This is a genomic window from Halorubrum sp. B53 (genome assembly GCF_059752395.1).
In genome coordinates this window covers 1-13,234 of record NZ_MWTH01000005.1, presented here as the reverse complement: position 1 = coordinate 13,234, position 13,234 = coordinate 1, and the positions used below count along the sequence as shown (strand labels likewise).

Annotated in this window: 15 protein-coding genes; 9 read left to right on the top strand and 6 right to left on the bottom strand. The window is 68.0% G+C overall.

Going from position 1 to position 13,234, the window contains the following annotated elements:
• Positions 1-66 precede the first annotated feature (66 nt).
• Entirely contained in the window at positions 67-987 is a 921-nt protein-coding gene (locus tag B4V06_RS03515) for an MBL fold metallo-hydrolase (RefSeq protein ID WP_498167493.1), read from the bottom strand.
• A gap of 123 nt (positions 988-1,110) precedes the next feature.
• Here B4V06_RS03515 and B4V06_RS03510 point away from each other — a divergent pair, with 123 nt between their 5' ends.
• Together B4V06_RS03510 and B4V06_RS03505 are read left to right on the top strand one after the other, a co-directional pair.
• Positions 1,111-2,061 (top strand): NAD(P)H-binding protein, encoded by a 951-nt coding sequence (locus tag B4V06_RS03510; RefSeq protein WP_123113588.1) that lies wholly within the window; start codon positions 1,111-1,113, stop codon positions 2,059-2,061.
• Positions 2,058-2,726: a DUF7530 family protein gene (locus B4V06_RS03505; protein WP_498167490.1), complete on the top strand. Its 669-nt coding sequence runs from the start codon at positions 2,058-2,060 to the stop codon at positions 2,724-2,726. Before B4V06_RS03510 ends, B4V06_RS03505 begins: the two co-directional genes overlap by 4 nt.
• 63 nt (positions 2,727-2,789) lie before the next feature.
• On the opposite strand, the gene B4V06_RS03500 is transcribed toward B4V06_RS03505, so the two are convergent.
• Positions 2,790-2,957, bottom strand: a complete 168-nt coding sequence (locus B4V06_RS03500) for a DUF5786 family protein (protein WP_255212582.1) — start codon at positions 2,955-2,957, stop codon at positions 2,790-2,792.
• Positions 2,958-3,103: 146 nt separating this feature from the next.
• Between B4V06_RS03500 and B4V06_RS03495 the strand changes: the two genes are divergently transcribed.
• A complete protein-coding gene (locus B4V06_RS03495) occupies positions 3,104-4,150 on the top strand; it encodes a DUF5784 family protein (protein ID WP_123113590.1) in 1,047 nt (348 codons plus the stop codon).
• Between the two features lie 164 nt (positions 4,151-4,314).
• On the opposite strand, the gene B4V06_RS03490 is transcribed toward B4V06_RS03495, so the two are convergent.
• Positions 4,315-4,599, bottom strand: coding sequence for a DUF5789 family protein (locus B4V06_RS03490; RefSeq protein WP_123113591.1), 285 nt, complete (start codon positions 4,597-4,599; stop codon positions 4,315-4,317).
• A 143-nt stretch (positions 4,600-4,742) separates the two neighbouring features.
• Between B4V06_RS03490 and B4V06_RS03485 the strand changes: the two genes are divergently transcribed.
• The 3 genes from B4V06_RS03485 to hemB all read left to right on the top strand — a co-directional run bounded on the left by B4V06_RS03485 (position 4,743) and on the right by hemB (position 6,860).
• A complete protein-coding gene (locus B4V06_RS03485) occupies positions 4,743-5,579 on the top strand; it encodes a PHP domain-containing protein (RefSeq protein WP_498167487.1) in 837 nt (278 codons plus the stop codon).
• A 25-nt stretch (positions 5,580-5,604) separates the two neighbouring features.
• Entirely contained in the window at positions 5,605-5,769 is a 165-nt protein-coding gene (locus B4V06_RS03480; RefSeq protein ID WP_176329374.1) for a DUF6757 family protein, read from the top strand.
• Positions 5,770-5,879: 110 nt separating this feature from the next.
• Positions 5,880-6,860: a porphobilinogen synthase gene (hemB, locus tag B4V06_RS03475; protein WP_498167484.1), complete on the top strand. Its 981-nt coding sequence runs from the start codon at positions 5,880-5,882 to the stop codon at positions 6,858-6,860.
• A 356-nt stretch (positions 6,861-7,216) separates the two neighbouring features.
• Here hemB and B4V06_RS03470 read toward each other — a convergent pair whose 3' ends face one another.
• The gene (locus B4V06_RS03470) at positions 7,217-7,459 is read right to left on the bottom strand and encodes a ferredoxin (RefSeq protein WP_123113594.1); all 243 of its coding nucleotides are present in this window, start codon (positions 7,457-7,459) and stop codon (positions 7,217-7,219) included.
• 412 nt (positions 7,460-7,871) lie between these two features.
• On the opposite strand from B4V06_RS03470, the gene B4V06_RS03465 reads away from it, so the two are divergent.
• Together B4V06_RS03465 and B4V06_RS03460 are read left to right on the top strand one after the other, a co-directional pair.
• Complete coding sequence (locus tag B4V06_RS03465) at positions 7,872-8,126, top strand: DUF7967 family protein (protein WP_123113595.1); 255 nt, start codon at positions 7,872-7,874, stop codon at positions 8,124-8,126.
• An 82-nt stretch (positions 8,127-8,208) separates the two neighbouring features.
• Positions 8,209-10,872, top strand: coding sequence for a valine--tRNA ligase (locus tag B4V06_RS03460; protein WP_498167480.1), 2,664 nt, complete (start codon positions 8,209-8,211; stop codon positions 10,870-10,872).
• A gap of 32 nt (positions 10,873-10,904) precedes the next feature.
• Here the strand turns inward: B4V06_RS03460 and B4V06_RS03455 are convergent, their stop codons facing one another.
• A complete protein-coding gene (locus B4V06_RS03455; RefSeq protein WP_123113597.1) occupies positions 10,905-11,960 on the bottom strand; it encodes a quinone-dependent dihydroorotate dehydrogenase in 1,056 nt (351 codons plus the stop codon).
• Between the two features lie 79 nt (positions 11,961-12,039).
• Positions 12,040-12,243 carry a hypothetical protein gene (locus tag B4V06_RS03450; protein WP_092564125.1) on the bottom strand — a complete coding sequence of 68 codons (204 nt, stop codon included), beginning with the start codon at positions 12,241-12,243 and terminating at the stop codon, positions 12,040-12,042.
• A gap of 325 nt (positions 12,244-12,568) precedes the next feature.
• Here B4V06_RS03450 and B4V06_RS03445 point away from each other — a divergent pair, with 325 nt between their 5' ends.
• Complete coding sequence (locus B4V06_RS03445; RefSeq protein WP_123113598.1) at positions 12,569-12,898, top strand: non-histone chromosomal MC1 family protein; 330 nt, start codon at positions 12,569-12,571, stop codon at positions 12,896-12,898.
• The last annotated feature ends 336 nt before the right edge of the window (positions 12,899-13,234 follow it).

Sequence of the window (13,234 nt, the reverse complement as noted above, 5' to 3'; positions counted from 1 at the left end):
TTATAACTCGACGGTAGGTGACGCGGGCTTTAGGAGGTTTCCGTCGGCGGCGACGGGCGACGAGCGTCAGTCGCCGTCCTCGTCCGCGACGTAATCGAGGTACGCGAGGACGCCCCGGACGTTCAGGCTCGCGTTGGCGCGGGCGCGCTCGGGGTTCCAGAACTCCACGTCCCGGCTCGCCGCCTCGAAGTGCTCGACGACCGCATCGTCGTCGCCGAGCTCCGCGCGCTTCTCCCGGATCGCCTCCACCCACTCCACGTACGCGCGCTTGATTTCGCCGGCCAGCTCCGGCTCGTACTCGCGAGGGCCGAAATGGCCGAAACAGAGGTAGTCGGGGTCGATCTCCTCGATCGTCCTGACGTCGGCGAGACACTGGTCGAGGTCGAACTGCGGCGGCGGCGTCGTCGGCTCGATCCCGTCGACCGCCGGGACGTAGATCCCCGCCGCGTCGGCCGAGAAGACGACGTCGGCGTCGGGGTCGTGGTAGATCGCGTGGTGGGGCGCGTGCCCCGGCGCCTCGTGGACGATCAGCTCGCGATCGCCGAGGTCGATCCGGTCGCCCTCCGCGAGTCCCGAGATCCGGTCTTCGGGGATCGGCTCGGGCTCGTCGTAGTACTCCCACTGGTCTTCCACCGCGGACTTCGTCCCGGCGACGAGCGCCCCCGGGTCGACGAGGTGTCGCACCCCCTTTTCAGGGACGACGACCTCCGCGTTCGGGTAGCGCCGTGCGAGGTGGCCCGCCCCGCCCGCGTGGTCGAGGTGGGCGTGGGTCGGCAGGATCCACGCGAGCTCCTCCCGGCCGATCCCGATCTCGTCGATCGTCTCGAACAGCGCCTCCCTGTTCGCGCCGGTCCCCGTGTCTATCACGACCGGGCGCTCGGCGTCGTAGACGTACACGGCCCCGTACTCGTCGGTGTCGAACATCCCGGTGTCGTGGACGTACAGGTCCGACACCCCGCGGACCGGCTCGTACTCGCCTGCGTGCATGTCCCAACGAGCACCGCGCGGCCTCTTTTAGGGATCGGTCCCGGCGACGGGAGGGTCCGCAGTCTCCGACCGCGCCCGCGAGTCGTGGCGTGTGCTTATGGTCGTTCCACACGAGGGATCGGTATGCGCGTGCTCGTCACCGGCGCGACGGGGTTCGTCGGGAGCCGGCTCGTTTCGACGCTCCTCGACCGCGGTCACGAGGTCGTCGCCCTGGTCCGCGACGCCGACGGCTACGCCCCGCCCGCCGGGGTCCACGTCGTCGAGGGCGATCTCTTGGAGCCCGACACGCTCCCGCCGGCGTTCGAGATCGACGGCGACCCGGTCGACGCCGCTTACTACCTCGTTCACTCCATGGACGGCGGTCCCGGCTACGAGGAGCGCGACCGCAACTGCGCGACCAACTTCGTCGACGCCGCGTCTGACGCCGGCGTCGACCGCGTGATCTACCTCGGCGGTCTCGGGGAGGACCGCGAAGAGCTCTCCGAACACCTCCGCTCCCGCCGCGAAGTCGAGCGGATCCTGTCGACGGGTAGCCCGGCGTTGACCACGCTCCGGGCGGCGATCATCATCGGCGCCGGGAGCGCGAGCTTCGAGGTCATCCACGGACTCGCGAGCCGACTCCCGGTGATGACGACGCCGAAGTGGGTCGACACGCTCTGTCAGCCGATCGCGATCGACGACGTCGTCGGGTACCTCACCGGCGTCCTCGGGGTCCCCGAGACGCGCGACGACACCTTCGAGATCGGCGGCCCGGACGTGTTGACGTACGCGGAGATCCTCCGCCGGACCCGCCGACAGCTCGGGCACAAGCTGTGGATCATCCGGGTGCCGGTGTTGAGCCCGGAGCTGTCGGCCAAGTGGCTCCGGCTGGTGACCGACGTGAACCCGTACCTCGCCCGCTCGCTCGTCGAGGGGCTCCGGAACACCGTGATCGTCGAGGACGACCGCATCCGCGACCTGGTTCCGATCGAACAGACGCCCTTCGAGGTCGCCGTCGCGCGGGCGATCGACCGGCCTCGTCGGGACGACTCGACTGACGGGGTTCCGGCGACCGATTTAGAGGCCGATCTGTGAGCCGGAACTACGGCGAGACGTGGGTGTACGAAAGTCTCGTGGGGGGAATCCCGGGTCTCGGTATCTCCCGCGCGCTCGCGGTCGCGATCCAGTTCCTGCTGTTCCAGGTCGGCGTGGTCGCGCTCGGCTGGTACTACGGCCTGTGGGACGCGGTCGTCGCCGGGACGGTCGCCGTCCTCGTCGCGGCGATCGGCAGCGTCGAGATGCATCGGCTCGGCGCCGCGAACCGTCGACTCTCGACGCCGCCCGAGCATAAGCGGCTGCTGTTCGGGTCGAGCATCGAGATCGTGCTCGGCGTGCTCGCGTTCATCGCGCTGCTCACGTACATGATCGCGTGGGACGGGACCCTGCTCGACCGCCTGTTCGGCGCCGACCCGCCGATCCCGGTGGTGTACCTCACGCTGCTGATCCTCTGGGACCTCACCTACCGGATCGGCACGTCGTGGTGGAGCGCGGTCGTCGCGTTGTGGCGGGCGGTCAACGTCGACCTCGGTCCGAGCGAGGCGGCTCAGGTGAGGCGGCTCGACGCGGAGAACATCGGTTTCTCGGCGCTCCAGCTGGTGCTCGTCCCGTTTCTCCTCGAGGAACCGATCCTACTGGGGGCCGTCGTCGGCCACGTCCTCGCGGTCGCGGTCGTCTGTTCGATCGCCATCGCGTTGACCTGACCGGACTCGCCGGCCGCCCGTTCGGAACGGAATCGATCCGCAGAAAAGCGGTGACTCGCCGTCTCACTCGTCCTGTAGCTCTTGGAACTTGTCGAGGAGTGCCTCCGCGGAGTCGCCGGAGTCGTACGTGAGCGACCCGGAGTACTCCGGCCGCTCGGCGTCGAAGTCGGCGTCGACTTCGCTGGTCTTCCGCTCGCGACGCTCGTGTTCGGCCTCGTCATAGGCACCTATTGACATGGCACAGCTTGACTTAGAAGTAATCAGACATATATGTATCGGTGAACTGTCCGTTCGTCGAAACGACTTCGACGCGCGGTGGGGGCGCGTCGCGTCCGTGTCACCGGAACCGATTAGACCCGGCGCCCGGTAGCACCGCCGTGGCACAACCGCTCCGATTCAGGCGCGCTCCCGGCCGGTGGAGCGCCGACCGGGTCCGCTCGCAGCTCGAACGGCCGCTCGACGACAACCTCGGGGCGACCGCGAGCGACCCGTGGTTCAGCGCTCCGCCGGGATACGACGCGCGGCGGTTCGACATGGACGACGGCTCGTTCGCCCTGTTTTGCTGGACCGATGACGACGACGATCCCCCGCCGGGCGCCGACGGCGGCCCGGCCGGGTACTGGATCGGCAACACGGAGACGCCGAGCGAGCTGTGGCGCACGGACAAGTACGGCTTCGACGAGGTGGCGTACCCGGTCTCCCGCTGGGTTCAGCGGGAACTGCTCGCGGGCCTCCACGAGGACGAGCCGTGGCTCGCTGCCTACCCGCACGTCTCCTGGTACTTCCTGCCCGTGTTCTGCTCGAAGGACGGCGCGGAGACGACCCGGGCGTTCTTCCGCGACCACGCCGCCGGATTCCCGGACGCGACCCGCGAGGAGGGGACGGCGTTCGTCGAGGAGACGCTCCGACCGGGGACGCTCGACGACTACCGGGCGACGATGGCGGGCAAGCTCGGCACGTCGTCGTCGCTCGACCTCGTGCGGATGAGCGCGACGATCGCGGAGTTCACCGCGGCCCGGATCCTCACCGACTCCGGCTACGACGTGACTCCCGAGATCGAGGTGACGACGGGCCACTCGCTCGACTTCCGAGCGACCGACCCGGACACCGGGAACGCGTCACTCGTCGAGGTGACGCGCCCGCAGCCCGCCTCGAATCGATCCGCCAGCGGCCCCGTCGCAGCGGTCCGGGACACCGCCGAGACCAAGACGAGCGGTCAGCTGGAGGCGCACGGCGGCGGCGTCACGCTGCTTGTCGACTGCACTTCTTTCCCCGCGGACGACTGGGCCGCGGTCCGCGACGCTAAACCGGATGTCCGGCACCGACCGGCGGTCGTCCTCCGCGCTCGCCCGGACGGGCACGTGGAGGGGTATCGAAAGGGGTCGGTGCCGATCGACCTCTCGCCGGCGATCGACTGGGTGTAGCGTCCGGACGTCGTCGCCACCCTCTCTCCCACGCGGCCGACACGGCTCACGGCGCTCCCGCGGCTCGCGACGCTGGCACGGTCGGTGCCCCTGCCGCTCGCGACGCTGGCGCGGCTGGCGACGCGAGGGGACGCTCAAAAAACGCGGTCGAATCGCGATTCAGCTCAGAACGAGACCGGCGAGGGCCCGTCCTCGGCGTTGGTCGTCGGGTCGCGGTCCGAGTAGAACCGCCGACCGACTCCGCGGTGACAGACGCCGGCGCGGAGGGTGGTGAACACGTCCTCCGCGTCGTCGAACGTCTGGTCTCCGAACCGCTCCAGCACGTCGCCGAGACGCTCGGATCCCTCCGCGAGCTCTACGGTCGCGTTCCCGTGGGCCGCGATCAGTTCTTCCGAGGTCGTCGGATATTGGTGCCGTTCGAGTCGGTCGTCGACGCCGTTCAAGCGCATCACCAGATGCAAACCACCGATGGTTCTTAATGATTGTCCATGCACAACCTTAGTCCGGACCATCTGATTATAACTCCTTATATTGGCGTGCGTTCACATGCACCGATCGTCGGCAATTAGTACGCGGTCGCCGAACCGGACCCATGGACACGGACCGGATCGTCGCCGACCTCCACGCGCACACGACCGTCTCCGATGGTACCATGACGGCCGCGGAGCTCGCCGCGACCGCCGCCGACGCGGGGCTCGACTGGGTCGCCGTCACCGACCACGACCGGATCCACCCGGACCTCGACGCCCCGGTCGCGGAGCGCGAGGGCGTCCGGGTCGTCCGCGGGATCGAACTCCGGGTCGACGCCGGGTTCGAGCGCCTCGACCTGCTCGGCTACGCGGTCGAGCACACAGACCCCCTCGACGCCGAGATCGAGCGGCTCCAGGCCGACCGGCAGCAGCGCGGCGGGGCGATGCTCGACGCGGTGGAAGAGCGGCTCGGCGTCGACCTCGGCGTCGAGCCCCGCCCGGGCCTCGGGCGCCCGCACATCGCCCGCGCGATCGAGGAATCGGCGGCGCCGTACGACTACGCCGGCGCCTTCGACGAGCTGATCGGGAACGATTGTCCCTGCTACGTCTCGCGCGACGTGACCGGGCTGGAGCGCGGGGTCGAGCTTCTCCGAGACGCGTGCGCCTTCGTCGGGCTCGCGCACCCGTTTCGGTACGACGACGTCGACGCCGCGCTCGACGTCGCCCGCGAGCTGGACGCCGTCGAGCGGTTCTATCCCTACGGCCGCCCGGTCGACGACGCCCGCGTCGAGCGGGTCGCCGCCGAGAACGACCTCCTCCTGACGGGCGGGAGCGACGCCCACGAGCGGATCCTCGCCGAAGCGGGGCTGACCTCCGAGGCGTTCGCGCCTGTCCGCGACCGGCTTCCCGACCCGACCACGCGGGAGACCGGATCCTCCCTGATCGACGAACAAGATTAAGCCCGACGCCGATAGAGTTGCACTCATGCGGTGTCACTACTGCGAGCGGGAGGCCACGTACGAGGCCGAGCAGAGCGGGGTGATCGTCGGCCTCTGCGAGGAGCACTTCAAAGAACGGGTCGAAGAGCTCGCGGAGTCGGACGAGCTCGCGTCGCTCCGCGACCGGATCGACGTCGAGTCGTCCGAATAATCCCCGGCCGGCTCTCTGCGTCTTCGCTGTCTTCGCCGCGCTCTCGTCGTCCCCGTCGCCGACTCGCCGCGGACGGATCATAAAAGACGACCCGGAGCCAACGCTCCGGTATGCACCCAACTGACCGGCCGCGGCGGCTCCGGACTGACGGCGTCCGCCCGCTCGTCAGCGAGACCTCCCTGTCGGCATCGGACCTCGTCGCGCCCGTCTTCGTCGACGCGACGACCGACGAGCGCGTCCCGATCGAGACGATGCCGGGCCACGAGCGCGTCCCGGTGAGCGAGGCCGTCGACCGCGTCGAGGAGGTCCGGGAGACCGGCGTCGAGGCCGTGATCCTCTTCGGGATCCCCGAGTCGAAGGACCCCGAGGGGAACCGGGCGTACGCCGAGGACGGCGTCGTCCAGCGCGCGACGCGCCGGATCGCCGCCGAGACCGACGCGTACGTGATCGGCGATGTCTGCCTCTGTGAGTACACCGACCACGGTCACTGCGGCGTGATCGAGGAGTCGGCGGAGACGGACCCGACGCTCACGGTGAAGAACGACGAGACGCTCGACCTGCTCGCGGAGACGGCGGTCTCGCAGGCCGACGCGGGCGCGGACATGGTCGCCCCCTCCGCGATGACGGACGGGCAGGTGCGGGCGATCCGCGAGGCGCTCGACGCGGCGGGCCACGAGGCGGTGGCGATCATGAGCTACGCCGTCAAGTACGAGTCGGCCTTCTACGGCCCGTTCCGCGACGCGGCCGATGGCGCGCCGGCGTTCGGCGACCGTCGGCACTACCAGATGGACCCCGCGAACCGCCGCGAGGCGCTCCGAGAGGCCCGGATCGACGCCGAGGAGGGTGCGGACGTGTTGATGGTGAAACCTGGCCTACCCTATCTCGACGTCGTCGCCGACGTCCGACGGGAGTTCGACCACCCGGTCGCCGCGTACAACGTCTCCGGCGAGTACGCGATGCTGCACGCGGCCGCCGAGAAGGGGTGGCTCGACCTGGAAGAGACGGCCCACGAGTCGCTGCTGTCGCTCAAGCGCGCGGGCGCTGACCTGATCGTCACGTACTTCGCCGAGGACCTGGCCGAGCGTTTATAAACCGGAATTGGTGACTTCGACGCTCGTATGAACCAATCACCGTGGCGCGCGCCTCCGAGCGACCGCCCTCGGCGGTCGTGAGGAGCGCGTGCGAGGGAGTCGCGAGGGAGTGGGCGACCGAAGGGAGCCCCGAGCGAGCGACGAGGCTGGGGAGGTATGAGGTGCGGTTGCTGTGCGGGGCGGGACTCAAAGGGGCAGTCGCGAGGACGAAGGCGGCCGCAGCAAGCACCGCAGCGAGCAACGCGAGCGAGGAGCGCAGCAAGGCCTCCGAGTCGTCGCGACTGGGGCTTTGGCGGTGTTCACAGTCGATCCGCTAGTTACCACTTATAAGCGAACGATCGGAAATCCTGAGTCGTTCACACCACTTGCTCGCCGTCGTCGTCGTACACCTCGATGGCGTCGACCGGGCAGACCCGCGCCGCGAACTTCGCGTCGAACTCCTCCCCGTCGGGCACCTCGACCACGAACACGTCCGCTTCTTCCTCTTCGCTCCCCCGCAGGTCGGCCTTCCCGTCGTTCAGGTTCTTCTCGAAGGCGTCCCATTCGGCGACGCACTGGTACATCCCGACGCAGGTGTCGCGGTCGAACTTCACACGCATGCCTCCCGGTTCGGCGAGGCGGTACAAAGCGCTGGCGACGCCATACACAGGATCGGTTACATCGGGTGACGAACCGGTCGAGGATCGAAACAGACGCCGATACGGAATTGTTCTGGAGACAGTCATGGTCAACACCCCAGCCACTCGCTTATAATTCGTCGATAACGGACCGACAGGGCACACCTCCAAAGCCCCAGCAGCGAGGACTCGATGGGCTCGCTGCGGTCCTCGTCGCCGGCGGCGACAGCCGCCGGCTGCCAGAGGGACCGAAGGTCCCTCGCTGTTCGCGGCCTACCGGCCGCTCACGGGCGCGCGCCGACTGCATCGGCATCCGAGAATGAGCTCCGTGGTTAACCGCTCGCCCCGCAGCCCGACCGTCCTTTTTAAGCGTCGCAGGCACCCATCGCCGCGTATGACCACGGTCTGGCTCGTCGACCGGCAGTTCGACTCGAAGGGGCTCGTGCGGCTCACCTACGCCACCGAGGACGGCGAGCGGATGCACACGAAGGAACTCGCCGAGCAGCGACTCGTTACGGGCGACGGGATCACCGCCGGCCGCGACGTCGACGAGAGCGCGCTCGGCGAGACGCCGGCCGACGAGGTGGAGCGGTTCGCCGCGGAGGCGTCGAAGATGGCCGCCGAGCACGACCTCGACGACGTGGTGTGAGTCCCGAGGCGGGCGACGCGGCGTAGCCCGCGCCCCCACAACCGAGGCCGTTAAGGGGGAACCGCCGGAAGGTGAGCGTGAAATGCCCAGTGGTGAGTACGACCCCGACACCGTCGAGCCGCGGTGGCAGCGGCGATGGGTCGACGAGGAGACGTACGCCTATCCCGACGACGACCCGGTCGACCCGAACACCGTCTTCTCCATCGACACGCCCCCGCCGACGGTATCTGGGAGCCTCCACATGGGCCACCTGTACGGGTTCACCCTCCAGGACTTCGTCGCCCGCTTCGAGCGGATGAACGGCGGCGAGACGTTCTTCCCGTTCGGCTACGACGACAACGGGATCGCCTCCGAGCGGCTCACCGAGGACGAGCTCGACATCCGCCACCAGGAGTTCGAGCGCCGTGAGTTCCAGGCGAAGTGCCGCGAGGTCTGCGCGCAGTACGAGGAGCAGTTCACCGAGAACGTCCAGTCGCTCGGCGTCTCCGTCGACTGGGACCACACCTACCAGACGATCGAGCCGCGCGTCCAGCGTATCTCGCAGCTGTCGTTCCTTGACCTGTACGAGCAGGGCCGGGAGTACCGCGAGAAGGCCCCCGCGATCTGGTGTCCCGAGTGCGAGACCGCCATCTCGCAGGTCGAGACCGAGGACGACGAGCAGGACAGCCACTTCAACGATATTGCTTTCCCCGTCGCTTCCAGCGACGACGATGAGGAGTTCGTCATCTCCACGACGCGTCCGGAACTCCTCCCGGCCTGCGTCGCCGTCTTCGTCCACCCCGACGACGACGAGAACCAGGACCTCGTCGGTGAATCGGCGGAGGTCCCGCTGTTCGGCCACGAGGTGCCGATCATCGCCGACGAGCGCGTCGACATGGAGACCGGCTCCGGAATCGTGATGTGCTGTACGTTCGGCGACCAGAACGACATCGAGTGGTACCAGGTCCACGACCTGGACCTCCGCGTCGCCATCGACGAGTCCGGCCACATGACCGGCGTCGCCGAGGCGTACGAGGGGCTCCACGCCGACGAGGCCGGCGAGGCCATCGTCGAGGACCTCGACGAGGCGGGTGCGCTGCTCGACCGCCGCGACATCACCCACACGGTCAACGTCCACGAGCGCTGCGGGACGAGCGTCGAGTTCCTCGTCACCGAGCAGTGGTACATCGAGATGCTCGACAAGACCGACGAGTACCTCGCGGTCGGCCGGGAGATGGAGTGGTCCCCCGAGAAGATGTTCACCCGGTACGAGCACTGGGTCGAGGGGCTCCAGTGGGACTGGCTCATCTCCCGCCAGCGCTCCTCCGGCATCCCGTTCCCGGTCTGGTACTGTGAGGACTGCGGCGAGGTCGTCGTCGCCGAGAAGGCCGACCTGCCCGTCGACCCCCTCTCGGACGACCCGCCCGTCGACGCCTGCCCGGCGTGCGGGCACGACGCGTTCGAGCCCGAGGACGACGTGCTCGACACGTGGGCGACGTCCAGCCTGACGCCGCTCATCAACGCCGGCTGGGACTGGGACGAGGAGGCCGAGGCGTTCACGATGGAGCACCCGGAGCTGTATCAGTTCGACCTCCGGCCGCAGGGCCACGACATCATCAGCTTCTGGCTGTTCCACACGCTCGTGAAGTGCTACGAGCACACCGGCGAGGTCCCGTTCGAGGAGACGATGATCAACGGGCACGTCCTCGACGAGAACCGAGAGAAGATGTCCAAGTCCGTCGGCAACGTCGTCGAGCCCGAGGCGGTGCTCGAGGAGTTCCCGGTCGACGCCACGCGCTATTGGGCCGCCGGCACCGCCGTCGGCGACGACTTCCCGTTCAAGGAGAAGGACCTCCGCGCGGGCGAGAAGCTGATCCGCAAGCTGTGGAACGCCTCCAAGCTCGTCGAGTCGCTGGCGCCGGAGCCGTACCCGGACGCGCCGGGCGACGGGGAGCTCCGCGAGCTCGACCGCTGGCTGCTCGCCGAGCTCGACGACCGAGTCGAGCGGCTCACCGAGCTGTTCGAGGACCGCGCGTTCTCGAAGGCCCGCGACGAGCTCCGGAGCTTCTTCTGGAACACGTTCTGCGACGACTACCTCGAGATCGCCAAGCAGCGCGATGACGACGCCGCGGCGTACACGCTCCGGACGGCGCACCGCCGGTTCCTCAAGCTGTTCGCGCCGCTGCTCGCGCACGTGACCGAGGAGCTCTGGCACGACATGTACGCGGACGGGGCGAGCGACCCCGACGCGGTCGACGCCGCCGTCGCCGACGGCGCGCGCGACTCGATCCACCTCGCCGACTGGCCCGAGCCGCTCGGGCTGGAGGCGGACCACGAGGCCGGCGCCGCCGCCACCGCCGTCGTCGGCGTCCTCCGGAAGTACAAGAGCGAGAACCAGCTCCCGCTGAACGCCGAACTCGACGCCGTCGAGGTGTACGCCGACGTCCGCGGCTTCGAGGACGATATCACGGGCGTGATGCACGTCGACGACCTCACCGTCCACCCCGACGCCGACGCGCCGGTCGAGACGGTGATCACCGGGATCGACCTCGACTACGCGACGATCGGCCCGAAGTACGGGGATCAGGTCGGCGATATCGAGGCCGCCATCGCTCAGAAGGCGTACGAGATCGACGGCGAGGAGCTCCACGTCGCCGGGGTCACGCTCGTCGACGACGAGTTCGCGATCGAGGAGGAGCGGCAGTATCGGGGCGACGGAGAGCTGTTAGAGGCCGACGACGTCGTCGTCATCGTCAGCGAGACGTAGGCCGACGGTCCTCGGTCCGCCACCTTCTCCGACTACAGATCTGCGCCGACCGCGTCGGTGACGGAGTCGAACCCGTCCCGTTCGAGCAGTTCGAGAAGTCCTTCGTTGATGTCGCGCGCGAGGCTCGGGCCCTCGTACACGAGCCCAGTGTACAGCTGGACGAGCGAGGCCCCCGAGCGTATCTTCTCGTAGGCGCCCGCCGCGTCCGAGATCCCGCCGACGCCGATCACGGGAACGTCGGTGCGTTCCGCGACGAATCTGACACGGCTCGTGGCGAGATCCTCGATGGGCGTCCCCGAGAGGCCGCCGCGCTCGGCGCGGTTCGGGCTCTCCAGCGACTCCGGGCGAGAGGTCGTCGTGTTGGTCGCGATGACCCCGTCGAGGCCGAGGTCGTCGACGACGCCGAGCGCGTCCTCGACCGCCGGCTCGGGAAGGTCCGGCGAGAGCTTCACGAGGAGGGGGCTCGCGCCCGCGTCGGCGAGGCCGCCGAGTATCTTCTCTAACGCCTCGCGGTTCTGTAGCTCGCGGAGTCCGGGCGTGTTCGGACTCGAGACGTTGACGACGAAGTAGTCGCCCGCGTCCGCGACGCGCTCGTAGGTGTACAGGTAGTCGTCCGGCGCGTCGGCGAGCGGCGTCGACTTCGACTTCCCGATGTTGATTCCGACGGGCACGTCGGGCATCGGTTCGCGGTCGAGCCGGGCGCCCACGGCGTCCGCGCCCTCGTTGTTGAATCCCATCCGGTTGATCAGGGCCTCGTCCTCGCGGAGCCGGAACAGCCGCGGTCGCGGGTTCCCCGGCTGTCGCTCGGCCGTCACGCCGCCGACCTCGACGTGCCCGAACCCGAGCGACGCGAGCGCACGTGGCACCTCCGCGTTCTTGTCGAAGCCGGCGGCCACGCCGACCGGCGTCGGGAACGCGTTCCCGAACGCCTCGACCCGCAGTCGCGGGTCGTCGACGACGTACCGATCGCGTAGCGCGCTCGTGACCGCGGTCCCCTGTACGGCTCGTAACACGCGGTGTGTCATCCCGTGTGCCGTCTCCGCCGGCAGCCCGAACAGCGCCGGCTTCAACAGATCGTACGCACCCATCGTTTCGGACTCGTCACGAGCGGGCATCAATCCGCCGACCGACCGGTGAGCCGGCGGAAGGTGGAAAAGGAGATCCGCTTCAGAAGTCGTGCTCGAGCTGCTCGGGGTTGGAATCCGCCTTCTGGATGATTATCTTCCCGTCTCGGACCCGCACGAACACCTCGTCGCCGATCTCCATGCCGGCGACGGCGAGTTCGTCCTCGTGGAGGTTCACGTGGACGTTGTGGTACTCCCCCTCGTCGTCCTTGGCGCCACTGGGGCTGAGCTTCTTTTTACGGACCATCGCGGTTGTACTGGTCGCATTTCGCCATAGCAGACACATAAGTGTTGTTTACCCGCATCCGCGCCTCTCGGTTCCACCGGGCGGTTCGGGGGCTCGACCCGCCGCGGTCAACCCGCTTTCTCTCTCTCTTTACCCCGTGCACGCACGACGCGTCACCCGGCCACTCCGCACCTCGACGCTTCACGTTCCTCCCAGCCCCTCCGTACTGAGGAGACAAAACCGCTAGCCGGGACGGAGTCAATATATAAATGTTTTGCCGAGCAGCTTTCATTTCCCCGATATATTTATTACACACTGTGTGCTGGGTTCGCATGGAGCATAAACCATGGTACGTGAAGACGGTAAGCGAAACTTCGCCCTTCGAGAGGAAGACGGATCGGAACCGAGCGAGTTCTCCGGAAACATGCCCCGACAGGCCGCGCTCAAGGCGGCCCGAACCCTCGACCCGGCTCCATCGGAGGAAGAGGCGGATCGAACGACGCTCCGGCTCCGCGAGAAAGGGACGAAAAAGGTCCACGAGTACGAGGGCTGGGCCTGGAAGGACAGCGCCCCCGAAGTCGACGAGGCGGACGAGGACTTCTGGCTCAACGACCTCGACGACATCACGAAGGCCAACGTCTCGAAGCAGGGAATTGAGTACATCGACGAGGAGTAGCCTCGGGGATCGTTCGATCTTTTTTCGCACCCTCCACCGCGTAGCTGTGGGTTCGTTCACAGTTTCCCCCCGGCATGAAACCGCATGACGTGGCGCCGGTAGTTCGACGGGGTTAAATACAACCCGGGCATCGTGACTAATGCGAAGAACGCATCCGCGAACTCGGGCCGTTCAACTCGGCCCGGTTTCGCTGGACTTGGAACGCTTCGATGGGTTTATGACCCCTCGAAGGGTACAATCAAGTCCGCGAAGATGAGGATTTCGCCCCCTGCGCTCCGGCGTAAGAGGAAATCTGATGTGAGCCATGGTAGTTCGGTGTCATCCAGGTCGCTGGGT